Source organism: Paracrocinitomix mangrovi (assembly GCF_019740355.2).
Classification (GTDB): Bacteria; Bacteroidota; Bacteroidia; order Flavobacteriales_D; family Crocinitomicaceae; genus Paracrocinitomix; species Paracrocinitomix mangrovi.
The window spans coordinates 4110611-4134466 of sequence record NZ_CP091819.1; the positions used below are offsets into that span (position 1 = coordinate 4110611).

Here is a 23856-nt window from a genome sequence, read left to right on the forward strand (position 1 = left end):
GAATTTCCCTTTTACAGATAATCCTTCAGAATCTTAATTAAAATACCCAGGATTCCGCATCCCATTATTGTTCCTGTAAAAAAGTATCTCCAAAATGAATATCCATTTTTTTTAACTACCAATCCGGTTATCAAGCCAATAAATAATCCACCTAATGAAATGATTAAAGCAGCAGTAAGATTGCTCATTATTTATGTGCTTTAGATTGTTCCCAATAAACGTCCATTTCTTCCAGATTCATCTCAGATAACATTTTACCGTCTTTAGCTGTTTCAGCTTCCATCCACATAAAGCGATTAATGAATTTTTGATTTGTTCTTGCCAAGGCATCTTCAGGATTTACTCCAACCCATCTGGCATAATTGATTAATGAAAATAAGACATCACCAAATTCCTCTTCCATCTTCACTTTATCTCCTTTTTCAACTTCAACTTGAAATTCGCCAATTTCTTCTTCAACCTTTTCCCAAACTTGGTCTTTGTTGTCCCACTCAAATCCAATACCTTTCACTTTATCCTGAATTCTTGTAGCTTTTACTAAGGCAGGTAACGATTTAGGAACTCCTTCTAAAACTGATTTTTTGCCTTCTTTCAACTTTAGTTTTTCCCAATTGGCTTTTACTTCCTCTTCTGAACTAACTTTTACATCACCATAGATGTGTGGATGCCTGTGGACAAGTTTATCGCAAATGGCGTTAAGTACATCTGTAATGTCAAAAGCATTCTTTTCTGAGGCTATTTTGGCATAAAAAACCATATGCAACATGAGGTCTCCAATTTCACCTTTCAGTTCTTCTAAGTCATTGGCAATAATAGCATCTGCCAACTCATAGGTCTCTTCAATAGTGAGGTGTCTAAGTGATTCTAATGTTTGCTTTTTATCCCATGGACATTGTTCTCTCAGATCATCCATGATATTTAAAAGCCTTTCAAATGCTTTAAGTTTGTCCTCCATTTTTCTTAAATTGGCGCGTTTTTGGCGATATTGTGTTGTGAAGTTATTTACTTTTTTACTTTTAATTCTACTCTCTCACCTTAGTTTAGGACAAAGATTTCAACAATTTGTTCCTACATCTATTAATCTAAGATCTAAAGGAGGGTTTTTGATTGCTCATAGAGCAAACATGGCTCATTTACCACAAAAAAATTGTGTTGCTTTTGAATTGGAGTTAACCCAGCAAGATGTATCTAACTCAGCCTGGAACAAAATGTTCAAAGGCGCATACAGAGGAATTTCTTTACAGTATCATGATTTTGGGAATAAAGAGGTTTTAGGTAAAGGCTTTTCTATTTTTCCGCATACCACTTTTCCTCTTTATCAAGGAAAGAAGTTCGGAGCCTTAGACTTTAGGATAGGAACCGGATTATCTATTGAAACCAAAGCTTATGATGAAGTAACAAATCCAAAGAACAATGCAATAGGTTCACACCTTAATGGATATGTAAATTTGATGTTTCAATACAACAAGTATTTTGAACATTGGCACTTAGGTGCAGGGTTTGAATTTTCGCATTATTCAAATGCAGCAATGAAAGTTCCAAATTTAGGATTGAATATACCTTCAGTAGTATTCAATGTTGGATATGATATAAAAACAAGAGAAGTATTTAAAAAAGGGTGGAGTGATTCTTTAGATGATAGTAATTACGAAAAGCGAATGGAAGATGAACTGAGAATCTTTGTAATTGGAAGTTCAAAACAAAATCCGGTTAAGTATACACCTGTAAAATCTAGGCCAGTAATTGCAGTGCAAGGATTGTATTCATTGAATGTTGGAAGCAGATGGAAGGTAGACTTTGCATTAGACGGAATTTTCAACGGAGGAAATCAATATCATTTAGATACTGTAGCCTATAAAGTAGGCGAAACTATTCAGTTTGGGGCTTTCGTTGGAGCTAGTATTCACTTTTACCGAGCTGAGTTTTTTACCGGCTTGGGAGTTTATTTTTGGAGTCCTGTACATCCATTTGATTATATCTATAATCGATTGGGATTCAGGTATCATTTTACAGATAAAATTTCAGCAATTGTGGGGATTAAAGCTCATTTGGGAATTGCTGATTATTTAGAGTTTGGAATAGGTTATCAATTATGGAGCAAGCGGCGAAAATAGGTTTAAGTGTATTGGTGTTCTTCTTTTTGATGGCATGTAAAAAGAGTGAGGAAAGAAGATGCTTTAAGGGACACGGTGAGGAAACTGTGAGAGAAATACAGTTGGACAGTGTTAGATATTGGCATTTGGGACCAAGAATGAAGTATCGCATCATACAAGACACAAGTAGAAAAATCTTGGTAAAAGGTGGCGAAAATATGGTTGGTTTGATCAGTGCGGAACAAAATGCAGATTCCATTAAAATAACAAGTGGGAATCGTTGTCATTTTTTAAGAGACAACGAGCGAAAAGTAGAAGTTGAAATTCATTATCCATACTTCGGCAAGTTTTACATTGAACCTTCAGATTCAGTAATATTTGAAGAGACAATTGTGGCAGACACCTTAATGATAGAAATGAGAGAAGGAGGAGGTGTATTGACATTGGATGTTGATGCCGTTTATATGAAAATGGTGGTTTCAATTGGAACTTCAGATTTTCACTTGAGTGGACATGCTCAATTGGGAGATGTTAAGATTCAGGAAAAAGGATTTGGAAATGCTTTGGATTTTACCGCAGATCAATATTCTGTTTATCAAAATTCAAGGGTAGATCTTCCGGTTAATTTAGAAGGTGCAAATGCAACGGTATTAATTGACGGAACCGGAGATGTCAAGTATACAGGAACACCTGTTCAGGTGGTAAGAAAAGGTCCGGGAAGCGGACAACTCATTCAAATGTAATCGTTAAGAACTGTATTAAATAGTTGATAACTATTTTCAAATACGCAATGTATTGATTTTGTTATTGTTTGAATAATATTACATTTGGTATAGTTTAAACCAATTAATAAAATTAGATTATGCACAAACAAAGAATGTTAATAGTAGGTGGTGGAGCCTTGGCTATTGTTGCGGCTTTTTTACCATGGATTTCGATTTCTTTCTTCGGAATGACTGTCAGAGCTTCAGGAATTAGCGCTGGATTGTATGACGGATGGATTGTTTTAGGGTTAGGTGCTGCTGTTGCAGGGCTTGCTTTTACACAAGGAGATAGAAATGCAGAATTAGATGCAACTCAGAAAAAAACTATTGCCGGAATGGGTGGAGCAATCGTAGGTTACATGTTGTTTTTTATGTTTGTAAGAGCTCAAGGTGGATTCGGTGCTTTAGGAATTGGAGTTTATATTGCATTGTTATCAGGAATTGCTGTATTAGCTGCTCCTTTTGTAATTAAAGGAGATGGTAACTTTGAAATGCCTACAAAAGATACAATCAAAGCGGATTTAGATGGAACAGGTGATGATTCTACATCAACTGAGGCATAATAAATCTCAATATATTATTGTAAGAAACACATCATGCGAATGATGTGTTTTTTTGTTAATATTGAGATAGTTAAACCAAATTTATAACCTATGTTTTTAATTGTATATATAGTATTTGTTTTGTCTCTGACAGTATTTTTAGTTGTAGGTCAATACAAAGCTTTTGAAAAAGCCGGGCAACCGGGATGGTCTATTTTTGTTCCTATTTACAATATCATCATTATGTTCAGAGTAGCCGGTAGAGATGATTGGTGGGCAGTATTGATTCCTATTTACAACATCATTGTGCTCTGGCAATTTTCACAAGAAGTTGCTCGAAGATTTGGTAAAGAATCATCCTTCGGAGTTGGCTTGTTCTTTTTAGGCGGAATTTTCTGGGCAATTTTAGGATTCGGAAATGCTCAATATGAAGGCGCAGTTAGACCAACTGATGACGAACTTCTAGATGCCTAACAATTAAGAAAAGTTTTAGAATAAAATTTAAATAAAAATATGAGTGAAGAAATCTTAGATGCAACTCCTGAAATGGGATCATCAGAAGGAAGACCGGTATTTATTACAGTATTGTGTATATTAACCTGGGTGGGTTCAGGAATTGGAATGTTGGGGCCATTGACAAGAGGATTGAATAATTATAGTAATCCTTTGTGGTATGATTTGGCATTGGCAGCAACAAGTGTTGTTACTGCTTATGCAGCATATGAAATTTGGAACCTTAAAAAGAGAGGATTATACATTTACACAGTTGCAGAGGTAATTTCCATAATTATGCCGATTGTGTACATATACATGATAGCACCGGCTTTTGTAAGAAATATGGCCATGTCTGTGATTTTTATCTATACAATATTTCCAATTTCTTTTATTGTAATGTATTGGGTGAATGCTAAGCACCTGAAGTAGCAATTGATTCAGGGATAATGACATACCAGCAAAACATTGTGTCTGGTTATTTTTAAATGTATTTGTGGAATAGTAAATTTTCAATTACTATATTGCAATCAAAATCGAAACTTACTAATTATGTCAGAAGAAATTATTGACCAAAATGAAAGCGGTGGAGCAACTACAGTTCCAGATGCAGTGAAAACTCTATCAATCCTTAGTATTGTTGGAAATAGTCTTTGGGGACTATTAATTTTAATAGCCTTGTTCTACATTCTTGGAGCAACTGGTTCAATGGGACGTTTTATGCCTGCAGGTGCAGGAGGAATGGTAGCAATGGTCGTTGTGATCATTATTTTAATGCTATTATTGAACGTTTTAGGTTTGGTAGCAGCTATCAAAATGATGCAAGGAAACAAAAAGGCCTTTATCTTGTATGCCATTGTTACAGGAATTTGGGCTTTGTTAATGCTTGTTGCAGGAGCAAATGGCGGACAAATTTTAAATATTGTTAGCGGTTTAGCTTCAGCTGGATTTATTGTAGCATTAGGAATGCAAATGAAAAATATGCCTGACTAGTTATTGGCATTTTCAAAATATTAAATCGCAAGTCTTTTGGCTTGCGATTTTTTTTGCAAAATCTCCATGTTTGATCAAGAAGCTTTTTCTCAATTGTAATCAATTACTATATTGCGGTCAAATCGAAACTTACTAATTATGTCAGAAGAAATTATCGACCAAAATGAAAGTGGTGGAGCAACAACAGTTCCAGATGCAGTTAAAACATTATCAATCCTAAGTATTGTAGGGAATAGCCTATGGGGATTATTAATGCTTATAGGGATGTTTTACATTTTAGCTATTGCAAGTACAGTTAGAGTACTTCCGATTGCTGATCCGGGAGGAGCAATGGCAGTTATCGTAATTGTATTTTTAATTATGATTGGACTTAATATTTTAGGTTTAGTTGCTGCAATTAAGATTATGAGAGGAAATAAAAAAGCCTTTATCATGTATGCAATTGTAACCGGAATTTGGGCATTACTTTTATTACTCGGAGGAGCAAATAGCGGACAAATGTTGAATATTGTTTGTGGATTAGCTTCAGCAGGATTTATTGTTGCCTTAGGAATGCAAATGAAAAATATGCCTGAATAATTATCAGGTAATTTTAAGATATTGAATCGCAAGTCTAGTTAGGCTTGCGATTTTTTTATTGAAAGTTATTTAATTATAAAACGACTATCTTTGTATAAGATATTATGAAACTAGCACTAATAGCAATCGCACTTTTGGCAGTAGGTTTTGCAGGTATTGCCATCAAAATTTGGGGAAAGAAAAATGGCGAGTTCGCCGGAACATGTGCCAGTAACAATCCTATATTCAATAAAGAAGGAGAACCTTGTAGCTTTTGTGGAGCTCGTCCTGATGAAAAATGCTTAGCAGAAGAGAAAGAGTAATCTTAGTTGACGATTTTCATTCAATTCTCTTCTTTATTACCTATCCGATTATTTCATATTATAAGTGATGAGTGTGAAAGTCATCTTTTGGCTAAGTTGCTCTTTGCAGTTAAAATTGCACTCTTAATCATCCTTAATAATTCAGTAGACTTATAATGTAAATTATTTGCTGATTCAGCCTTTAAATATCCGGTTTCAGTCAGAAGTTGAATCCAGAAAATTGTTTCGTCACATTCTTTTTGTGCGATATGGTATTTGTGAATGAAGTCTTTAATACTTTCAGCATTTTGTGCTTCTCTAGAAAGTGCCCCAACTGCAGTTCCACTTCTCAATAATTGTTTACTAAGAACGAATTCTCTTTCTTCTTTGACTAGGTGTTTGTAGGTATTTACTATGTCAATTGCAAAATAAAAACTCTTTTTGTCAATAGGTCCGTTAAAGGTTTGTTTCATAATTGAATAAATTTGAACCACCAAATCAATTTAAACAAACCGTAATCTATTTACGTTATAACTAAAGAATTCAATATTTTACCATTCTCACTGAACTTCACCTAACTCATCACTCCTAACTCCTAATTCATCACTCTAATTAAACTGCAACATCATTCTCTCTCAATGCGTCATTCAAACTCGTCTTCTTATCTGTAGATTCTTTTCTTTTACCAATGATTAAAGCACATGGTACCTGATATTCTCCTGCAGGGAACTTTTTAGTATAAGATCCAGGAATTACAACGCTTCGAGCAGGGACATAACCTTTCATTTCTTTTGGTTCATCTCCAGTAATATCAATTATTTTGGTAGACATAGTTAATACCACATTTGCACCCAAAACGGCTTCTTTACCAACACGTACTCCTTCAACAACAATACATCTTGAACCAATAAAGGCATTGTCTTCAATAATTACCGGAGCAGCTTGTAATGGCTCTAAAACTCCACCAATTCCTACACCTCCACTTAAGTGAACTCCTTTTCCAATTTGAGCACATGATCCAACTGTAGCCCAGGTATCAACCATAGTTCCCTCATCTACATAGGCACCAATATTTACATAAGATGGCATCATAATAACACCTTTTGAAATATAGGCTCCATATCTTGCAAGTGCATGAGGAACAACCCTGATTCCTTTTTGTTGATATCCGGTTTTTAACGCCATTTTATCATGAAATTCAAAAGGACCAACCTCAATGGTTTCCATTTTTCTAATAGGAAAATACATGACAACTGCCTTTTTTACCCACTCATTAACTTGCCAGTTACCATCTGCTAATGGTTCAGCAACTCTCAATTCACCTTCGTCCAATTGTTTTATTACCTGATTAATGGCTTCTTGTACTTCGGTTGTTTCAAGTAAACTTCTGTCTTCCCAGGCTTTTTCAATTATTGATTGCATCTTATTTTCCTATTATTTGTGTGCAAAGATAGGACTTGCTTTGTGGAATCTTGATTAATTTTGAGTTTAATATTTAATCAAAAAGAAAAGAAATGTTTGGAAACGATATGATGAAAAAGTTGCAGCAAATGCAACAACAAGTAGAGGAAACTAAAAAGAGATTGGACAATATCATCATTGAAGGTGAGTCTGGTGGAGTAACTGTAAAGGTGAATGGAAATGGAGTTGTAAAAGACATCATTGGAGGAGATAATATGGAAGCAGAAGAGTTAAAAGACCATATTATAATTGCCTCAAATAAGGCTTTAGAACAAGCAAATAATACCAAAGAGCTTGAAATGGCAAGTTCAGCTAAGGGAATCATTCCTGGAATGTAATGGATATTGTAGTCCTCATAATTGTTGCTTTTGGAGCCAGTTGGTTGACTTTTTTCTGTGGATTTGGTCTAGGAACTTTGTTAACACCGGTATTCTACTTCATTTTTAATGATATGGTGCTGGCTATTGCCGGAACAGCAGTTGTCCATTTTTTAAATAACATCTTCAAATTTTTGTTGATGAATAAAAGCATCAATTGGAAGATTGCCTTACCATTTGGCCTAGCTGCCATTCCTGCTGCATTTTTGGGTGCTAAACTCATAGATGTTTTTCAAAATGAAATTCTTTTAACCTACCAATTAGCAAACAAAACATTTGAAATTCAGCTGTTTAATCTTGTATTTGGAATTATTCTTATTGGTTTCGCATTGATAGAAATTATTCCAAAATGGAGTCTTGCTTTTTCCAAACAAAGCCTCATTATTGGTGGTTTGATTAGTGGATTTTTTGGAGGTTTAAGTGGACATCAAGGTGCGTTAAGAACTGCATTTTTAATTAGATATCAGCTAGAGAAGGAAGTTTTTATTGCAACCGGAATCGTTGTTGCGTTGGCAGTTGATATTTCACGTACAACTACTTATTTTTATGACTACGGTTTTGAAGCAGTGCAACAAGGTTGGCAAATGATACTATTTGCACTTGGTGCAGCTTTGGCAGGCGCAATTACAGGTAAGTTATTTTTAAAGAAGATTAAAATGCAATTTCTTACAAATGCAGTATCAATAGCAATGATCGTTTTTGGAATTGCATTAGCTTTAGGTTTTCTCAATAAGTAATGGATAAAAAAACACTGCGTCAGCAATATATTGAAAAACGTAAACAACTGTCCAATTCAGAAAGGAATGATCTATCTGAAAAGATTTTTGAATTGATTAAAGCCAACTTCGAGTTAGAAGGTAAAAAGATCAGTGTTTTTATTCCTATTGAAAGGTTTAACGAAGTCAATACTTGGGAATTAATTAATAATGTAAAGGCTGATTATTATTTACCTTTAATGGTAAACGATCAATTAAAACATCTCAAGTACGAATCAATTGCTCAATTAAAATTGAATTCTTGGGGCATTTTAGAGCCCACTCACGGAACTGAAATTGAACCCGTTCATTTTGATATTGTGATCGTTCCATTATTAGTAATAGACAGTAATGGAAATAGAGTAGGATATGGAAAGGGGTTTTATGATGGCTTTTTGAAAGACTGTTCTCAAAAATGTAAGTTTATTGGTGTAAGTTTTTTTGAACCAATCAGTCAAATAGATGATGTATTTGAAGCAGATATTCCTTTACATTATTGTGCGACACCAAATAAAATGTATTCGTTTAAATAAAATGGATCAATATTTGTAAATTAAACAAAGAATATAAATTATTGCGGAATACATAACTGTTGCCGTCACAAATAAATTTGAAATGAAACATCTATTATTTACCCTATCATTAGTACTTGTAACATCTTTTTCTTTTTCTTCAGAAAGACCGGATCATGAATTGTTTACTAAACTTTTACAAAAGCACGTTTCTGCTGATGGAAAAGTGAATTATAAGGGATTCATGGATGATATTGATGCATTTGATGAGTATTTAGTGGAGTTGAGAATGAAAGCACCTGTAAGTGATTGGTCAAGTGCCGAAAAGAAAGCATTCTATCTCAATGCATATAATGCATACACAATTAAATTCATTATCACTAAATATCCTGTAAAATCACCTAAAGATGTTAAGTTTTCAGGAAAAGAAATGTGGGAATTTAGAATGGTGCAAATCGGACCTCAAAAGTATTCATTAAACCAGGTAGAAGACAATATTTTACGAAGAATGAATGATCCAAGAATTCATTTCGCTATTAATTGTGGAGCACTGTCATGTCCTAAATTGCTTAATGAGGCATATACTGCAGATAAGATCAATTCGCAATTAACAAAAGTTACTAAGGCTTTTATAAAGGATGAAAAATTCAATGAACTAAAAGCTAAAAAAATTAAAGTATCCAAAATATTCGAATGGTATGCAGAGGATTTTAAGGATGAAGGTGGAGTTATTGGATTTATCAATAAGTACGCAGACATTACTGTTGAAACTGATGCTAAAATAGAGTATCTGGAGTATGATTGGACTTTAAATGAGCAGTAGAATTCAATGACAAACAAAAATCTTCTTATCGTTTTTGTAAAAAACGTCTTGTTGGGTAAAGTAAAAACCAGATTAGCCGCATCTATTGGAGATTTTGGAGCTTACGAGGTATATAAAGAGTTGGTGGACATTACAGAAACTGAAACAGCTCGACTTTCAAATTGTGATATACACATTTATTTTTCGGATGTTGTTATAGAATCTAAATGGCCTGAGAAAGCAAAGTTTGTACAGCAAGGAAATGACCTGGGAGAGAAAATGGAAAATGCATTTGCACATGGTTTTTCATTAGGATATGATAAAGTTGTTGGTGTAGGTTCAGATTTACCAGACTTGAATGCATCTATCATCTTAGAAGGATTTGACGCACTGGAAACTGCCGATACCGTTTTTGGTCCTTCTGCTGATGGCGGTTATTACTTGTTAGGGATGAAAAGATTATACAAGGAGATTTTTAAAGATATTCCTTGGTCAACAGATACCGTATTGTCAGATACTTTAACTGCATTAAGTAAAACTGAAAGATCAGTAAATCTGCTTACAGAACTAAATGATATTGACAATATTGAAGATTTAAAATCTTCATCAATCGCATATAAATTCACGAAATATTATGAGTTATCAAGAAGCAACCAATGAGTTGTATAGAAAGGCTGCAATAGATCCGGATGTCGGGTTATGTTGCACAACAAATCCAATTTGGCAATTACCGGGATTAGATATTCCGTTGATAATGCAAGAAATGAATTATGGATGTGGTAGTACAGTAAATCCAGGTGATTTGGCTAACAATCCAAAAATTCTTTACGTTGGAGCAGGTGGAGGAATGGAACTTTTACAATTTGCGTATTTCAATAGAAATGAAGGCGGAGTAATAGGTTTGGATATTTTAGATGAAATGCTGGAGGCGTCAAGAAAAAACTTCGTTGAAGCTGAAAAGTTAAATCCATGGTTTAAATCGTCTTTTGTTGACTTAAGAAAAGGAGATGCTTTGGATTTGCCAGTAGAGGATAATTCAATTGATGTAGCCGCTCAAAACTGTGTATTCAATATATTTAAAGCAGATGATTTAAAAAAGGCATTAAGCGAAATGTATCGTGTTTTAAAACCGGGAGGTAGATTGGTTATGTCTGATCCGGTTTGTGAACAAGAAATGTCAGAAGATTTAAGAAGTGATGACAGATTAAGAGCTGCTTGTTTGTCGGGAGCTATTCCATTAAAAGATTACATCAAAATGATTACTGATGTAGGATTTGGTACTATTGAAATTAGAGCAAAAAGAGCTTATAGAGTATTATCACCAAGACATTACAATACTAATGAGTTGATTTATCTTGAATCAGTAGAAGTTTGTGCTATTAAAGATCCCATGCCTTCTGATGGACCATGTGTGTTTACAGGAAAAACTGCAATCTATTACGGGGAAGAGGAATTGTTTGATGATGGAAAAGGACATACTTTGTTGCTTAATCAACCATTAGCAGTTTGTGATAAAACTGCCGGAGCTTTAGCATCATTAGGAAGAGATGATATTTTTATTTCAGAATCTACTTACCATTATGATGGTGGTGGATGCTGTTAAAAAAGCATATTAATAAAAAAGCCTGTTAGAATGCTAACAGGCTTTTTATTATTTCAATACTGTGACATGTCCTCGCTTGACATATTCTTTGTCAGACATTGTTTCTTTAAATTCTATCTGCCATACATAAACACCATCTTGAACTAAACCACCATCTCCGTAGTGACCGTTCCAACCATAATCTGCATTGTATGATTCAAATATAATTTCACCCCATCTGTTGAAGATGGTTAAGTGATAATTGAACTTATCATATCCTGAGTAGAAAATTGGTTTAAAGTTTTGATTAAACTCATCTCCATCAGGTGTGAAAATGTTAGGAACATAGAAAATCAAAATGTCGTCAATAGTTACAATTTGTCTCATTGTATCCGGACACCATCCATTTTCATCATAAGCAATTAATGTTACCATATACTCTTCAGGAACTTCAGGGTACTCATGTGTAGGATTTTCTTCAAAAGAGTATCCTGAGTCATCTCCAAAATTCCAGGTATATGAATAAGCGTCTATTGAGTTATTGTTAAAATCAATTACAGGGTCCAATACGTTAGTTTCTTGTGGGCTATAGGTAAACAATGCAGTAGGGGTAGGAACCACAGTAATTAAATTACTATAAGTTACCTCACTTGCACATCCTGCTGTTGAAACAGTTGATAAAGTCACATCAAACACTCCTGAAGGGAATGAATAATAAACACTTCCACATCCGTTTAAAGAAATACCGTTACTAAATGTCCAAACACAATTGCTACTATTTATGTCAGTAGTATTGGTGAATTGTACAGCTAAAGGTTCGCATCCGTATAATGTGTCAGCTGTAAAACTTGGATTCGGTAAAGGATTTACAGTTATTGTAAATGTTTGTGGTGGACCAACGCAACCATCAGGTGATGTTGCCACAACATCTATTATCGCCAATAAAGGAGAAGTTGTAGTATTGGCACCGGTAAATGTTCCAATGTCTCCAGTTCCTGAAGTTCCAAAACCGGCATCAACTCCATTGGTAACTGTCCAACTAAAGGTAGAACCTGGAATATCTGAAGAGAATGTGTTAACTAACAAGTCATCACCTTCACATACAGTTTGATTTCCTATTGGGTCAACATTCGGGGTAGGAAATAATCCAATTACAGCTTGACCTGTGATAGGATTTGTACAACCATTTCCGTCTGTAATAGAAACCAAATCATAAGTTCCAACAGCAGCAGATGTAATTACATTAGTAGCTGAAGAACCTGTAATGGTTGTTGGAGTTCCATTAAAGTTATAAGTAAAGTCCCATAAAGGTGAACCCGCAGTTGCGTTGATGGTAATGTTTGGTAATGGATCTCCATCACAAATATCAGTAGTACCTGATATAGTAGCATCTGGTAAACCGTAAATTGTAATGTCATCTGTTGCAGAAGCTAAAGCACAACCGGGAACATTAATTTCATTTGTTACGATATATGTACCAGGAGTACTAGCACTCAAATCTACCATTCCGGTATTTGCATTAATTATTAAACCTGCAGTAGAACTAAAAGTACCACCACTACCTCCATTGATATAAGTTGGAAGAGGGTCCGCTACATTTGCGCAATAATCTCCTAAAGTAAAGTCTGCTACTGGCGCCGGAGTAATAACTAACTGCAAAGTAAATGTGTTAGGGCACAATGATCCGGTAGCACCAACTGTTCCATAAGTAATATTATAAGCTCCGATATCACTTGTTGCTAGAGCGACAGCTCCAGTATTGGCATCTAAATCTAAAGTAGGACCTCCTGAAGCAACAATGTAGGTAAAGTTTCCGTTTTGTAAACCTGTAATATTAATTACTGGATCCGCAGCCGTTTGACAATATGTCAATCCAGGTGAATATTCAAATGATGCATCATCTAAATCATTTACGGTCAAATTAAATGTTTCTGCTGTTCCTGTACAACTTGAAGTTGAAGGTGTAACAGTAACTGTACCGGTAATATTTCCTCCGTTTGTCTGACCAGTAAAAGCAGCAATGTTTCCATTTCCACTAGCAGCTAAACCAATAGCTGTATTGGTATTTGTCCAATCGAAAGTAGTTCCGGCAACTGAACCGGTAAAATTCACTGCGGTAAAGTTAGATCCAACACAAACTGTTTGATCAGCTATTGGATTAACATCTGGTACAGGGTTAATCGTTACTGAAACAGTAGATGTCTCAGTACAAGGTCCCGGAGTAGTATAGGTTACATCATATGTTCCAGGTGTTGAGGTAGAAGGAGTAATATCTCCTGTGGCAGTATTAATACTTAATCCGGCTGGAGTAACACTAAAAGTACCTCCGGTTGTTCCTGTAATATTTGGTGATTGTACAGCTGCATCAGCACAATAGTCTGGTGCCGAATATGAGAATCCCGGATCTTCTGTCGGATTAACAGTAAGAAAGAAACTTTCAGCTGTTCCTGTACATGCTCCGGCAACAGGTGTAACAGTAATATTGGCTACTTCTTGAACAATACCAGCAGTTCCTGCGAACGTGGCGATATTTCCTGTGCCAGATGCACCTAAACCAATGTTTGTATTATTGTTTACCCAGTTAAACGTTGTTCCTGCGCTTCCGGTAAAAGTAATTCCGGTGAAATTATCTCCATTACAAACTGTTTGGTCGGCAATAGGATCAACAGTTGGTGTGCTTGCAATAGTAATTGTCAAAGTTGAATCGTCAAAACACGCTCCAGGGGTAGTATAAGTAATGTCATATGTTCCCGGTGTAGAAGTACTTGGTGTTATTTGTCCTGATCCAGCGTTTATTGAAAGTCCGGCCGGAGTAGAGGTAAATGTTCCACCAGGTACACCGGTAATATTTGGCATTGTGGCAGCTTCAGATGTACACCATGAGGATTGAGGATAATTGAATCCAGGATCTTCTAAAGGAGGAAAAGGACCTCCTGTAACTGTGTATGGACAACCATTGGCGTCTGTAATGTCAAATGACCACATGTCACCTCCTTGTAAACCATTTATTGTAATGGTTCCTCCATCAGTTGCAGTATTATTTGCAAATGAAGCTGTTGAAGGTTGTAAATTGGTTGCAGTAAAGTTAGATCCATCTATTGCCGGTAACGCTCCTCCAACAGTAATTGTCGCCGTTCCAGCTAAACAGTCTTCTGTAAAAGAACTGGTAAAATCAGGAAGATATTGAACCGCGTAAGGTGCTCCCATTTCATAACATGGCAAGGAGTTTCCATTAACAAAACTGTAAGTTCCACCAGATTGATCATAAAAAGTTAAAGGAACCCAATAAATAATATTATCAGTAAAGGTTCCCGGAGGGAAAGAATTAATCCACGCTAAATCATTAATGTCACTCATGTTAGTATTGGAGATTAAACCAATAAAACAAGGATCATCCGGTACATTGTCATTTGGATCAGGTACAGTAGCAACAGTAGGAGGGCAGCTATACATTAACCATGATACACCCGGATTATAAACTGGTCCGGGAGGGTTAAACATTTCACCCGGTCCAACCCAGTCACCATTAGAAGTAATATTTATTTGGTCTCCATAACACAGTACATAGTTATTTGAGCTAGAACCAGTCATAGTAGCAGTAAATGTCCCAATATCAGCATAACAAGCACAAGAACCCGGAGCTGTATAGTTAATAGTACTAGTACATGAAGGGTTTAACACAAAATAGGCTGTTACTGAACTTGCCGCAGCATCTGAAGGAATTCCGGAAATACTCCAGCTTTGAGGAGAAGTAAAAGGAGCATTTATGATTGTGTCATAAATTGTGGTACCATTGTCCACTTGAATAACAAGTGTTCCGCTTGAAGGCGGATTTGTAAATTCTACGATACCATCTAAACCATAAGTGTTATCAACACTTTGACATAATCCAATATTTGCAGTGAAGTTATTGATAAAGCAAGGACACGTTGGAGCTGTATAATTAATAGTTTGAGCACACAACATATCAGCAGTAAAATAGGCTGTTATATCACAAGGTGCACCGTTGGGATTTTGTCCGGTAATCGTATAATTGACGGACGTTCCAAAAGGAGCGTTAAAAACATCTTGATTACCAAAACAATCTTCTACAATTAACTGACCTGTAGACGGAGGATTGGCAAATTGAATAAGCCCTGTAGTACTATAAGTTCCTCCAGAACAGGCTCCGATATTAGCGGTCATGTTAGTGATTAAACATTGACAATCAACAGTAACAGAGAATTGGGCGATATCTGATCCAGCACATCCACCTGTAACTTCATATTGAAAGGTATATGTTCCATTTTGCAATCCATTGGCGTTGAAAACACCTGTGGATGTGTTAAATGCACCAGATGCTGGAATAGTTGTTTCAGTCCAGGTTCCACCGGCATCTCCTGTAACCAAGTTGTCTAAATCAATTGTTCCACCGCACATTACAGTAGAAAAATTGTCAGCTCCTGCTGTAACTGAATTAGAACAAGTTCCTTGATCTGCACAGTTAATTACCCATCCGGATGAGCATCCTGTATTTGTTAAGATTACTTGAGAAAAGGGAGTTGATGAACAAACAGTAACCATTACATTACCATAGTATCCCGAACCACAATTGAACGGTCCAATTACATTTCCATTAACGCCGGCATTTACGACAGATAATGTAAGTGGGCCACCTGAGTCAGTGGAAATGGTACCATAGTCATCAGTATTAACGGCTCCATAAGAAACTACTAAGCAGTTTACAGGAGGACCTGTTACTGTAGAGACAATTGTTCCTGAACAAGATGTTCCTGTCCAAGCCGCAGCACCACCGGTAATTGTTCCGGGAACATTTGCACCACAAGCCGCGTTGGGATCTGCATATCCACTAGCAGATGAACTACCAGTAGATGTGAAATTTCCACAGTTGTTAGGTGTTTGTGAATATCCAATTGTTATAATGGATATAGATAGAATAGCTAATACGATATTCTTCATGGGCGTAGTTTTCAGCAGTGTTTAAAACGCTTGCCTAATTTGATTTTGGTTCAGCACATAGACGAATCATCCCTTGAAGGGTTGTTCGTTTTGTGAAAAAATTATCAATTACGCAAAACGAATGTTAAATATACAGAAAATTATTCCCCGTTATATGAGAATACAACTTCTTTGGTAATTTCTTTTGAACAACCATTTTGATCTGAAATGGTCAATTTTACTTGATATGTACCTTCATCAAAAGTCATAAATGGATTTTTGTCTGAAGAGGTATTGCCATTTCCAAAATCCCAGGCGAAAGTTAATGTTTGAGATCCTGTAGGTTGAGAAGCATCAGTAAACTGAATTCCACCTGCAGGAAGTCTATGTTCTGTATTGAAATCCGGTACAATAGTAGCGCAAGGATCGTTAGAATTGCTTTGACCGAATCCAACTGAAGTTATTAGGGTAAATAAAAATAATAGTAAAGAGGTTTTCATAAAGTGTTTTTAAATTGATGATTAACAGTAGCTAATCGTTATCATTTCAACGTACAATTTATAAAATAGTTGCTAATGGACAATAAAAAAGGCCGGTAAAAACCGACCTTCAATTGAAATATTAATTTCTTATTTTTTCTTTTCGCAACAAGTTTTCTTTTTGTCGCAGCAGCTTTTCTTTTTATCACTACATTTTTTCTCAGTTTTAGTAGTTTCTTTTTTACCATCCTGAGCGAACGAATTTGCAGTGTAAGTAGCAGCCATTGCTGTCAAAGCGAATGCGAATAAAGCTTTTTTCATGATATTATGTATTAAATTTTTATCTATTTATAGTTCTAAAGTTAATGATTTATCATTTAAAATATGCCAACTGCGTAATTTTTCCTTTGACAATTTCATCAATTTTAACATTTACTTTAGCATCTAACGGCAAAAAAACATCCACTCTAGATCCAAATCTTATAAAGCCAAATTCTTCACCTTGCTTTACTATTTCTCCTTCTTTGGCGTAACATTTTATCCTTCTGGCCACTGCTCCTGCAATTTGTCTGAATAAAATTTCTTTGCCATTTGCATGTTTAGTAACTACAGTAGTTCTTTCGTTTTCAGTAGATGATTTTGGATGCCATGCAACTAAATAAGAGCCTTCATGATATTTGTAGTACATGGTTTCTCCTGAAATTGGATTCCATTGAGCATGTACATTCATAGGAGACATAAAGATGGAAATTTGAATTCTTCTGTCTTTAAAGTATTCAGTTTCTTCAACTTCTTCTATTACAACTACTTTACCATCAGCAGGGCATAAGATTGTATTTTCATCTGCATTAGGAATTCTTTTTGGAACCCTAAAAAACTGAATAATAAGATACATCATCACTACACATCCAGCGGTCAGAATCCAATATAACCAAGGCAGCAATTCCAAAAGGAAGATATGATTAACTGCGTAGATTCCTCCAAAAATCAAAAAACTAACGGCAATTACGCCAAATCCTTCTTTGTGAATTTTCATAATGCTAAAATAATCCTTCCAAAGAAAGGAAAATAAAAACGATTGGTAAAGCAAATAGTGCACTGTCTAGTCTGTCCAACAATCCACCATGTCCCGGTAAGATATTTCCAGAATCCTTAAGATCAAGTGATCTCTTTAATTGAGATTGAAAGATGTCTCCTAAAAATCCAAAAATCACAACTAATACTGCTACAACTACACCTTCTTTTAAATGAAAATCTTCTATTAAAAATGACAAGCTTATGGCTCCAATTATGGCAAATACTAATCCTCCAATAAATCCTTCCCAACTTTTATTTGGAGAAATACTAGGGATAATTTTGTGCTTGCCGATTTTACGTCCTACCAGATATGCGAAGGTGTCTGAAAGCCATATTAAAATGAACACTGAGAGTAGATAGTAAGGAGAATAAGATTCACTAAATGGAACATTTACAAATAGGGTAAAAGACAATGGGATACAAACATAAATTAGGCCTGCATATGTAATAGCAAAATTTACAAAAGGTGTTTCCTTGTTTCTAAATAGCTCTGAAATACCAATTAAAGCGGGTGCAAAAAGTAGAAAATACATAGTAAAATAGCCAAACATTTGACCATAAAAGAGTACTCCCACTCTTACCAAAAGAAAATTAAGAACTGCTGCTCCTAATCCCAGAATCACAAGTAAAAAAGTATTTGGATTATATTTTGACTTTGAGAACATATTGCCATATTCCCAGAGCATTAATGGAATTAGCAAACCAAAAAATGAGGTAAGCGTGTAGCTTCCTAATAAAACGGCTAAAACAATAACGGTGACGTAGATTGCTCCCGTCACCGCTCTCGTCATCAAATTACTTTTGCTATTGTGTGTTTCTTTCGACAATTTGTTTTGCTTTTTCCAGATCTTCATTTCGAACGTAAATTTCAAAAAGTCCGAAAATCTTATACATTGAATCTTGCTGATTTAAAATTAAAGCGTGAATTCCTTCTGCTTCCAGCTTGTCCTTTAAAAGGGTAGCCTCATGCTCAATAGCCGTATTAAAAACCAACGATCTGTTTTCCATTAATTTAGTCGATTAACGCTTTAGCTTTAGTTTCATCTTCAGGATGAACAAGTACTTCATAATTTCCAACCACTTCTGTCAAGTGATCTTTTTTGTCAAGTACAATAGCATCAATTCCTTCAGAAATCAATTTACTTTTAATAATCTCGGCAGACTGTTCGCTATCCGAGCTATAAACTGTTACTCTGTTCTCCATCTTTATTTTCATTTTCGTCAGTAGAATCATTTGAATCAGGAGCAGTATTTTCTTGATCTGCACCTGAAGAATCATTTGAAGAAACACTTTCATCATTTGAAGTGTCTTCATTTGAAATAGGTTTTTCTTCTACTTCAACATCATCAGATCCATTTTCATGGATTTTATGTTCTTCAATTTTTTCTTTGTTCTTATCCCAGATTCTCTCACCAAATATTTTAACAAGATTATCCTTAAAGATTACCTCAGTTTGCAATAATTCTTCCGCTAATTTGACCAACTTGTCTTTATTTTCAGTCAAAATCTTTTTAGCTCTTTCGTATTGCTCTTCAATGATTCTTGAAACCTCTTGATCAATAGCCGTTGCTCTATCTTCAGAATATGGTTTTTGGAACATTGAATTACCTTGAGGATCGTAATAAGAAATATTACCGATTTTTTCAGATAGTCCATAAATAGAAACCATTGCATATGCTTGCTTAGTTACTTTTTCTAAGTCGCTTAATGCTCCTGTAGAAATTTTCCCAAACATGATTTCTTCAGCGGCTCTACCACCTAAAGCAGAACACATTTCATCTAACAACTGTTCAGTTGTTGTAATCTGTCTTTCTTCAGGTAAATACCATGCTGCACCCAATGATCTTCCTCTAGGAACAATGGTCACTTTTACCAAAGGAGAAGCGTGTTCTAACAACCAAGATGTAGTTGCATGCCCAGCTTCGTGGAAAGCGATAGTTTTCTTTTCTTGAGGAGAAATAATTTTGTTTTTCTTCTCTAAACCACCAACAATTCTATCTACAGCATCCAAGAAATCTTGTTTTTCTACAAATTTCTTTTTCTTTCTCGCAGCAATCAAAGCAGCCTCATTACAGATGTTTGCGATATCAGCTCCTGAAAATCCAGGTGTTTGTCTTGCCAGGAAGTCAATGTCAAGTTCTTTCTCTAATTTCAATGGTCGCAAATGCACTTGGAAAATTTCTTTTCTCTCATTGAAATCAGGCATGTCAACGTAAATCTGTCTATCAAAACGCCCAGCACGCATTAACGCTGAATCTAAAACATCAGCACGGTTGGTAGCCGCTAAAATGATAACACCTGTATTGGTTCCAAAACCATCCATTTCAGTTAATAGCTGGTTCAATGTATTTTCTCTTTCGTCATTTGATCCCATGTTGGCGTTTTTACCTCTGGCACGTCCAATGGCATCAATTTCATCAATAAAGATGATTGACGGAGCTTTTTCTTTTGCTTGTTTAAATAAGTCTCTTACTCTAGAAGCACCTACACCCACAAACATTTCAACGAAATCTGAACCTGAAAGTGAGAAGAAAGGTACTTTGGCTTCACCTGCAACAGCTTTTGCCAACAAAGTTTTACCTGTACCCGGAGGGCCAACAAGTAATGCACCTTTAGGAATTTTAGCTCCTAACTCAGTATATTTTTTTGGATTCTTTAAGAAGTCAACGATCTCTTCAATCTCTTCTTTAGCTCCTTCTAATCCCGCAACATCTTTAAAAGTAATGTTGGTTCCTTTTCCTTTTTCAAAAACTTTGGCGCGTGATTTACCGATACTAAAAATGTTACCGGCTCCACCGCTTCCGCCACCACCACCAGACATTCGGCGCATGATAATGATCCAGAATACGATCAATAATAATGGGAAAAGCAACCAGCTCAATGCATCCATTGCCCAATCTTTTTGAACGTCACGTTCTACCTTAAATTCATAAGAAGGGTCAATTTCACTGGCTTTTGCATTTATATCTTTGATTGTTTCCTCAAAGGTTTGCATTTCCGAAGTCTGGAATTCTAAATCAGGAGTGTTTTTTGCAGCAGCTCCTTTTTTCTCACGTAAACCTTGGTATTTAGTGCTATCAAGCGCTTTTACATCATCAATTTTAGATTGATCAAGGTAGACTTCAGCTATTTCCTTGTTCTTAATGATCAAGATTTTATCAACATAACCTTTTAAAGCCATTTCCTCAAAATCGCTTTGTTGTATTTCAATTGTTCCTCCTTTATAAGGAATCAAATTAGCTGCGATTAATACAACAGCCAGGATCGCGTAGATCCAATACAGGTTAAATCCTTTTTTGTTTTTTGGTTTCTCTGCCATAATTTTTACTAATCAAGATTTGGTATCTCAGTTATCTCTGCGTCAGCCCAAAGACCTTCTAAATTATAAAAGCTGCGAACGTCTTTATAAAAGATGTGAACTACAACATTTACATAATCCAAAAGGATCCATTCAGAATTATTTAATCCTTCTTTGTGCCAAGGCTTTTCTTTCAACTGTTTACTTGTCTTTTTAAGAACTGAATTTGAAATACCTTCAACTTGTGTACTTGATTCACCACTGCAAATGATAAAGTAATCTGTCACAGAATTAGGAAGTTTTTGGAGATCAAGAATTACTATGTCCTTCCCCTTAATATCCTGAATTGCGTCAACAATTGTGTCTACTAGAATTTTTGTCTCTACTGCCTTTTTTTCAACAGATTTTATCATAGGTTTACTTTAGGAGCACAAAACTAAAGGTTTTGTTTCACTTTCAGTCTTATTTTTACATTTGTTTTTATGGTCTACAAAAGATTAGAACGTATTCTAATACATCTAGACGCTGTTGATTCCACAAACAGCTATGCTTCAAAATTGTTCAAGACAACAAAAGTTGCTAGCGGAACTGTTGTCATTGCTAAAAATCAGCATGGCGGTCGTGGTCAACGTTCAAATGTATGGACGGCTGAAGCAGGAAAAAATTTGACGTGCTCAATAATTTTTTTTCCATCTATTAAAATTGATAAAGCTTTTTACTTAAATATTGCTGTTTCATTGGCTGTAAGAAAGACCTTGGAAGATTTGTCAATTCAAGCAAAAATTAAATGGCCGAACGATATTTTGGTGAATGACAAAAAGATTTGTGGAATTCTAATTGAAAATCAATTGGCCGGACAAATGGTTAATACATCCGTAATTGGAATTGGATTGAATATTAATCAACTTGATTTTGCAGAAGGAATTAATGCAACTTCAATTCAATTAGAAAAAAAACAGAAAGTTGAAGTAATGGATGTTTTTGATCATTTGTACGGGTATTTAGATTTTTATTTGAATTTGTTGATGGAACAAAACTGGAGTTTGTTGAAGAAGCATTATTACCAATTTTTGTACTTATTGGATGCCGAAGCAAAATTTGAAGATGCAAATGGTATTTTTAATGGTAAAATTGTAGGAATCAGTGAAAATGGATTGTTATTAATTCAGACGGCATCTGAAAAAAGAGAATACGATATTCAGGAATTGAAATATGTTTATTGAAACTTCTCTTGAAGTTTGTCAGCCATGTAATTAAAAAGATTTGTCAAAGGCTTAACTACCATCATTTTCAAGAAGGCATTAATTTCTCCTTCAAATACTAATTCTCCTTGAGTGTTGCCATCTGTTTCTTTCAAATGGATTACCAAAGTAAAAGGAAAAGGAGCTTTATCTCCAGATTCAATATTGATTGTAGTAGGTTCTTCTACACTTTTTTTAATCAAAGGAATAATTGCCGCATTTTGTACTTTGAATGAGCAATCATCATTAGTTGATCTCCAATCTGAGATTTTGTCTGCAGGAAGTAAATCAATGATGTTGTTAAAATCACATAAATAATCAAACACTTCTTTTGGAGAAGCACTAATTACTTTTTTCTCGCTATTGATGACTGTATTTGCCATTATTTATTCCAATTTTCAGGATCAACTTTCCACTTTTTAAGTGAGTCAATTTCGTTGGAAGGGATGTAATTTGCTTTATCTGCCTGCTCCAACAAGTGATCGTAGTCTGACAAAGTTATGTATTCACAATTAGCTGCAGCAAAATTTTTGTCAGCAATTTCAAATCCATAAGTAAATATAGCCGCTAAACCAAGTACGTTAATCCCTCCATCTCTCAAGGCTTCAACAGCTTTTAAGCTACTACCGCCAGTTGAAATTAAATCTTCTATTACCACAACTCTTTGACCTTCTTGATATTCCCCTTCAATTTGATTTCCTAAGCCATGCGCTTTTGCTGAAGATCTTACATAAATGAAAGGTAATCCCAATTCTTCTGCTACCAAAGCGCCAATTGCAATTCCACCTGTGGCAACTCCTGCAATTACTTCAATATTAGAGAAGTGTTCAGTGATTTGTTCGGCAAATGTTTGACGAATAGCAGTTCTAATTTGAGGAAAAGAAAGCGTTTTTCTATTATCACAATAGATAGGAGATTTCATTCCACTTGCCCAAGTAAATGGTTCTGAGGGTTGTAGTTTTACAGCTTTGATCTGTAATAAAAAATCAGCTATTTTTAACGCTTTATCCTTGTTCAAAATCATGGCGGCAAATGTATAAAGTTTTTATTGATAACAGTCCGAAAAATTATTCACTAGACAGTGAAGAAGCATTGTTGAAAACCTTCAGTGACCACAAATTTATTGAAGCTGCGGGAGGTTTGGTTGTAAGGGGAGACCAATACATGTTTATAAAAAGACATGGCAAATGGGATATCCCAAAAGGTAAACGAGATGAAGGAGAAAGTATCAAACGTTGTGCAACCAGAGAAGTAGAAGAGGAGTGTGGTGTTCAGAATCTGGAGATAACCGCTCATTTAGTGAATACCTGGCATACATATTATACCAGAAAAGGAAATAAGGCGATAAAAAAAACTTACTGGTACCTGATGCAGGAACGCGGTAAAAAAGTTGATGTTGTTCCGCAGTTAGAAGAGGGGATAACTGCAGTTAGATTTTTTAAGAAAAGTGAGTTTGAGTTAATCAGAACAAATACGTTTGGATCTATTGAAGAAGTTTTGAAAGCCGTTGAACGTCTAGAGAAAATTTAATTAGAGCCAAGAATCAAGATACGAGAGTAAAGTAAGCTATTGACTAGAATCTAACATCT

31 protein-coding genes are annotated in these 23856 nt (G+C 35.3%); 16 read left to right on the forward strand and 15 right to left on the reverse strand.

The genetic code is table 11. The features are described from left to right. Window positions 1-11: 11 nt before the first annotated feature. Complete coding sequence (locus tag K6119_RS18250) at window positions 12-188, reverse strand: hypothetical protein (RefSeq protein ID WP_221834845.1); 177 nt, start codon at window positions 186-188, stop codon at window positions 12-14. Beyond that, a complete protein-coding gene (mazG, locus tag K6119_RS18255) occupies window positions 188-955 on the reverse strand; it encodes a nucleoside triphosphate pyrophosphohydrolase (RefSeq protein ID WP_221834844.1) in 768 nt (255 codons plus the stop codon). Before mazG ends, K6119_RS18250 begins: the two co-directional genes overlap by 1 nt. A 37-nt stretch (window positions 956-992) precedes the next feature. Here mazG and K6119_RS18260 point away from each other — a divergent pair, with 37 nt between their 5' ends. The 8 genes from K6119_RS18260 (at window position 993) to K6119_RS18295 (ending at window position 5765) form a co-directional block, all read left to right on the forward strand. Then, window positions 993-2114, forward strand: a complete 1122-nt coding sequence (locus K6119_RS18260) for an acyloxyacyl hydrolase (RefSeq protein WP_221834843.1) — start codon at window positions 993-995, stop codon at window positions 2112-2114. After that, window positions 2093-2836 (forward strand): GIN domain-containing protein, encoded by a 744-nt coding sequence (locus K6119_RS18265; protein ID WP_221834842.1) that lies wholly within the window; start codon window positions 2093-2095, stop codon window positions 2834-2836. Before K6119_RS18260 ends, K6119_RS18265 begins: the two co-directional genes overlap by 22 nt. A gap of 119 nt (window positions 2837-2955) precedes the next feature. Further along, window positions 2956-3420, forward strand: a complete 465-nt coding sequence (locus tag K6119_RS18270) for a hypothetical protein (protein WP_221834841.1) — start codon at window positions 2956-2958, stop codon at window positions 3418-3420. A gap of 90 nt (window positions 3421-3510) precedes the next feature. After that, entirely contained in the window at window positions 3511-3873 is a 363-nt protein-coding gene (locus tag K6119_RS18275; protein WP_221834840.1) for a DUF5684 domain-containing protein, read from the forward strand. Window positions 3874-3912: 39 nt separating this feature from the next. Next, window positions 3913-4323, forward strand: a complete 411-nt coding sequence (locus K6119_RS18280) for a hypothetical protein (protein WP_221834839.1) — start codon at window positions 3913-3915, stop codon at window positions 4321-4323. 120 nt (window positions 4324-4443) lie between these two features. After that, window positions 4444-4884, forward strand: a complete 441-nt coding sequence (locus K6119_RS18285; RefSeq protein WP_221834838.1) for a hypothetical protein — start codon at window positions 4444-4446, stop codon at window positions 4882-4884. A 138-nt stretch (window positions 4885-5022) separates the two neighbouring features. Continuing rightward, window positions 5023-5463: a hypothetical protein gene (locus K6119_RS18290; protein ID WP_221834837.1), complete on the forward strand. Its 441-nt coding sequence runs from the start codon at window positions 5023-5025 to the stop codon at window positions 5461-5463. A 104-nt stretch (window positions 5464-5567) separates the two neighbouring features. Continuing rightward, on the forward strand, window positions 5568-5765 hold the full coding sequence (locus tag K6119_RS18295) for a membrane or secreted protein (protein ID WP_221834836.1): 198 nt from the start codon (window positions 5568-5570) through the stop codon (window positions 5763-5765). 80 nt (window positions 5766-5845) lie between these two features. Here the strand turns inward: K6119_RS18295 and K6119_RS18300 are convergent, their stop codons facing one another. After that, window positions 5846-6217, reverse strand: a complete 372-nt coding sequence (locus tag K6119_RS18300; RefSeq protein WP_221834835.1) for a four helix bundle protein — start codon at window positions 6215-6217, stop codon at window positions 5846-5848. 139 nt (window positions 6218-6356) lie between these two features. Beyond that, on the reverse strand, window positions 6357-7166 hold the full coding sequence (locus K6119_RS18305; protein ID WP_221834834.1) for a 2,3,4,5-tetrahydropyridine-2,6-dicarboxylate N-succinyltransferase: 810 nt from the start codon (window positions 7164-7166) through the stop codon (window positions 6357-6359). Window positions 7167-7258: 92 nt separating this feature from the next. Between K6119_RS18305 and K6119_RS18310 the strand changes: the two genes are divergently transcribed. From K6119_RS18310 to arsM, 6 genes are all read left to right on the forward strand, one after another. Further along, complete coding sequence (locus K6119_RS18310; protein ID WP_221834833.1) at window positions 7259-7543, forward strand: YbaB/EbfC family nucleoid-associated protein; 285 nt, start codon at window positions 7259-7261, stop codon at window positions 7541-7543. Continuing rightward, a complete protein-coding gene (locus tag K6119_RS18315) occupies window positions 7543-8319 on the forward strand; it encodes a sulfite exporter TauE/SafE family protein (RefSeq protein WP_221834832.1) in 777 nt (258 codons plus the stop codon). The genes K6119_RS18310 and K6119_RS18315 overlap by 1 nt, the downstream gene beginning before the upstream one ends. Beyond that, complete coding sequence (locus K6119_RS18320; protein ID WP_221834831.1) at window positions 8319-8870, forward strand: 5-formyltetrahydrofolate cyclo-ligase; 552 nt, start codon at window positions 8319-8321, stop codon at window positions 8868-8870. The genes K6119_RS18315 and K6119_RS18320 overlap by 1 nt, the downstream gene beginning before the upstream one ends. 82 nt (window positions 8871-8952) lie before the next feature. Beyond that, a complete protein-coding gene (locus K6119_RS18325; RefSeq protein ID WP_221834830.1) occupies window positions 8953-9672 on the forward strand; it encodes a DUF547 domain-containing protein in 720 nt (239 codons plus the stop codon). Between the two features lie 6 nt (window positions 9673-9678). Continuing rightward, window positions 9679-10311 (forward strand): TIGR04282 family arsenosugar biosynthesis glycosyltransferase, encoded by a 633-nt coding sequence (locus K6119_RS18330; protein WP_221834829.1) that lies wholly within the window; start codon window positions 9679-9681, stop codon window positions 10309-10311. Next, window positions 10286-11254, forward strand: coding sequence for an arsenosugar biosynthesis arsenite methyltransferase ArsM (gene arsM / locus K6119_RS18335; protein ID WP_221834828.1), 969 nt, complete (start codon window positions 10286-10288; stop codon window positions 11252-11254). Before K6119_RS18330 ends, arsM begins: the two co-directional genes overlap by 26 nt. Window positions 11255-11302: 48 nt before the next feature. Here arsM and K6119_RS18340 read toward each other — a convergent pair whose 3' ends face one another. From K6119_RS18340 to rsfS, 9 genes are all read right to left on the reverse strand, one after another. Next, window positions 11303-16192 carry a T9SS type B sorting domain-containing protein gene (locus K6119_RS18340; RefSeq protein ID WP_221834827.1) on the reverse strand — a complete coding sequence of 1630 codons (4890 nt, stop codon included), beginning with the start codon at window positions 16190-16192 and terminating at the stop codon, window positions 11303-11305. Between the two features lie 140 nt (window positions 16193-16332). Further along, window positions 16333-16671, reverse strand: a complete 339-nt coding sequence (locus K6119_RS18345; protein ID WP_221834826.1) for a PKD domain-containing protein — start codon at window positions 16669-16671, stop codon at window positions 16333-16335. A gap of 129 nt (window positions 16672-16800) precedes the next feature. Beyond that, window positions 16801-16971 carry a hypothetical protein gene (locus K6119_RS18350; RefSeq protein ID WP_221834825.1) on the reverse strand — a complete coding sequence of 57 codons (171 nt, stop codon included), beginning with the start codon at window positions 16969-16971 and terminating at the stop codon, window positions 16801-16803. A 52-nt stretch (window positions 16972-17023) separates the two neighbouring features. Further along, window positions 17024-17686 carry a phosphatidylserine decarboxylase family protein gene (locus K6119_RS18355; RefSeq protein WP_221834824.1) on the reverse strand — a complete coding sequence of 221 codons (663 nt, stop codon included), beginning with the start codon at window positions 17684-17686 and terminating at the stop codon, window positions 17024-17026. A 4-nt stretch (window positions 17687-17690) separates the two neighbouring features. Then, on the reverse strand, window positions 17691-18518 hold the full coding sequence (locus tag K6119_RS18360; protein WP_221834823.1) for a phosphatidate cytidylyltransferase: 828 nt from the start codon (window positions 18516-18518) through the stop codon (window positions 17691-17693). A 13-nt stretch (window positions 18519-18531) separates the two neighbouring features. After that, window positions 18532-18735, reverse strand: a complete 204-nt coding sequence (locus K6119_RS18365; protein WP_221834822.1) for a putative signal transducing protein — start codon at window positions 18733-18735, stop codon at window positions 18532-18534. A gap of 4 nt (window positions 18736-18739) precedes the next feature. Next, a complete protein-coding gene (locus tag K6119_RS18370; protein ID WP_221834821.1) occupies window positions 18740-18931 on the reverse strand; it encodes a putative signal transducing protein in 192 nt (63 codons plus the stop codon). Beyond that, entirely contained in the window at window positions 18906-21047 is a 2142-nt protein-coding gene (ftsH, locus tag K6119_RS18375) for an ATP-dependent zinc metalloprotease FtsH (RefSeq protein WP_221834820.1), read from the reverse strand. Before ftsH ends, K6119_RS18370 begins: the two co-directional genes overlap by 26 nt. 8 nt (window positions 21048-21055) lie before the next feature. Next, window positions 21056-21439, reverse strand: a complete 384-nt coding sequence (gene rsfS / locus K6119_RS18380) for a ribosome silencing factor (protein WP_221834819.1) — start codon at window positions 21437-21439, stop codon at window positions 21056-21058. 69 nt (window positions 21440-21508) lie between these two features. Between rsfS and K6119_RS18385 the strand changes: the two genes are divergently transcribed. After that, entirely contained in the window at window positions 21509-22249 is a 741-nt protein-coding gene (locus K6119_RS18385) for a biotin--[acetyl-CoA-carboxylase] ligase (protein WP_221834818.1), read from the forward strand. On the opposite strand, the gene K6119_RS18390 is transcribed toward K6119_RS18385, so the two are convergent. Beyond that, window positions 22243-22650, reverse strand: coding sequence for a hypothetical protein (locus K6119_RS18390; protein WP_221834817.1), 408 nt, complete (start codon window positions 22648-22650; stop codon window positions 22243-22245). The two genes, K6119_RS18385 and K6119_RS18390, sit on opposite strands and share 7 nt — an antisense overlap. Continuing rightward, window positions 22650-23291, reverse strand: a complete 642-nt coding sequence (gene pyrE, locus K6119_RS18395) for an orotate phosphoribosyltransferase (protein WP_221834816.1) — start codon at window positions 23289-23291, stop codon at window positions 22650-22652. Before pyrE ends, K6119_RS18390 begins: the two co-directional genes overlap by 1 nt. 8 nt (window positions 23292-23299) lie before the next feature. On the opposite strand from pyrE, the gene K6119_RS18400 reads away from it, so the two are divergent. Next, window positions 23300-23797, forward strand: a complete 498-nt coding sequence (locus K6119_RS18400; protein ID WP_221834815.1) for an NUDIX hydrolase — start codon at window positions 23300-23302, stop codon at window positions 23795-23797. Window positions 23798-23856 lie beyond the last annotated feature (59 nt).

Coding starts and splice junctions, on each gene's coding strand:
- K6119_RS18390 (WP_221834817.1), bottom strand. CDS start 22,650: ATGGCAAATACAGTCATCAATAGCGAGAAAAAAGTAATTAGTGCTTCT.
- K6119_RS18360 (WP_221834823.1), bottom strand. CDS start 18,518: ATGACGAGAGCGGTGACGGGAGCAATCTACGTCACCGTTATTGTTTTA.
- K6119_RS18285 (WP_221834838.1), top strand. CDS start 4,444: ATGTCAGAAGAAATTATTGACCAAAATGAAAGCGGTGGAGCAACTACA.
- ftsH (WP_221834820.1), bottom strand. CDS start 21,047: ATGGCAGAGAAACCAAAAAACAAAAAAGGATTTAACCTGTATTGGATC.
- K6119_RS18315 (WP_221834832.1), top strand. CDS start 7,543: ATGGATATTGTAGTCCTCATAATTGTTGCTTTTGGAGCCAGTTGGTTG.
- K6119_RS18300 (WP_221834835.1), bottom strand. CDS start 6,217: ATGAAACAAACCTTTAACGGACCTATTGACAAAAAGAGTTTTTATTTT.
- K6119_RS18400 (WP_221834815.1), top strand. CDS start 23,300: ATGTATAAAGTTTTTATTGATAACAGTCCGAAAAATTATTCACTAGAC.
- K6119_RS18290 (WP_221834837.1), top strand. CDS start 5,023: ATGTCAGAAGAAATTATCGACCAAAATGAAAGTGGTGGAGCAACAACA.
- K6119_RS18280 (WP_221834839.1), top strand. CDS start 3,913: ATGAGTGAAGAAATCTTAGATGCAACTCCTGAAATGGGATCATCAGAA.
- mazG (WP_221834844.1), bottom strand. CDS start 955: ATGGAGGACAAACTTAAAGCATTTGAAAGGCTTTTAAATATCATGGAT.
- pyrE (WP_221834816.1), bottom strand. CDS start 23,291: ATGATTTTGAACAAGGATAAAGCGTTAAAAATAGCTGATTTTTTATTA.
- K6119_RS18265 (WP_221834842.1), top strand. CDS start 2,093: ATGGAGCAAGCGGCGAAAATAGGTTTAAGTGTATTGGTGTTCTTCTTT.
- rsfS (WP_221834819.1), bottom strand. CDS start 21,439: ATGATAAAATCTGTTGAAAAAAAGGCAGTAGAGACAAAAATTCTAGTA.
- K6119_RS18385 (WP_221834818.1), top strand. CDS start 21,509: ATGGTCTACAAAAGATTAGAACGTATTCTAATACATCTAGACGCTGTT.
- K6119_RS18340 (WP_221834827.1), bottom strand. CDS start 16,192: ATGAAGAATATCGTATTAGCTATTCTATCTATATCCATTATAACAATT.
- K6119_RS18370 (WP_221834821.1), bottom strand. CDS start 18,931: ATGGAGAACAGAGTAACAGTTTATAGCTCGGATAGCGAACAGTCTGCC.
- K6119_RS18310 (WP_221834833.1), top strand. CDS start 7,259: ATGTTTGGAAACGATATGATGAAAAAGTTGCAGCAAATGCAACAACAA.
- K6119_RS18350 (WP_221834825.1), bottom strand. CDS start 16,971: ATGAAAAAAGCTTTATTCGCATTCGCTTTGACAGCAATGGCTGCTACT.
- K6119_RS18330 (WP_221834829.1), top strand. CDS start 9,679: ATGACAAACAAAAATCTTCTTATCGTTTTTGTAAAAAACGTCTTGTTG.
- arsM (WP_221834828.1), top strand. CDS start 10,286: ATGAGTTATCAAGAAGCAACCAATGAGTTGTATAGAAAGGCTGCAATA.
- K6119_RS18320 (WP_221834831.1), top strand. CDS start 8,319: ATGGATAAAAAAACACTGCGTCAGCAATATATTGAAAAACGTAAACAA.
- K6119_RS18250 (WP_221834845.1), bottom strand. CDS start 188: ATGAGCAATCTTACTGCTGCTTTAATCATTTCATTAGGTGGATTATTT.
- K6119_RS18365 (WP_221834822.1), bottom strand. CDS start 18,735: ATGGAAAACAGATCGTTGGTTTTTAATACGGCTATTGAGCATGAGGCT.
- K6119_RS18270 (WP_221834841.1), top strand. CDS start 2,956: ATGCACAAACAAAGAATGTTAATAGTAGGTGGTGGAGCCTTGGCTATT.
- K6119_RS18355 (WP_221834824.1), bottom strand. CDS start 17,686: ATGAAAATTCACAAAGAAGGATTTGGCGTAATTGCCGTTAGTTTTTTG.
- K6119_RS18295 (WP_221834836.1), top strand. CDS start 5,568: ATGAAACTAGCACTAATAGCAATCGCACTTTTGGCAGTAGGTTTTGCA.
- K6119_RS18345 (WP_221834826.1), bottom strand. CDS start 16,671: ATGAAAACCTCTTTACTATTATTTTTATTTACCCTAATAACTTCAGTT.
- K6119_RS18305 (WP_221834834.1), bottom strand. CDS start 7,166: ATGCAATCAATAATTGAAAAAGCCTGGGAAGACAGAAGTTTACTTGAA.
- K6119_RS18275 (WP_221834840.1), top strand. CDS start 3,511: ATGTTTTTAATTGTATATATAGTATTTGTTTTGTCTCTGACAGTATTT.
- K6119_RS18325 (WP_221834830.1), top strand. CDS start 8,953: ATGAAACATCTATTATTTACCCTATCATTAGTACTTGTAACATCTTTT.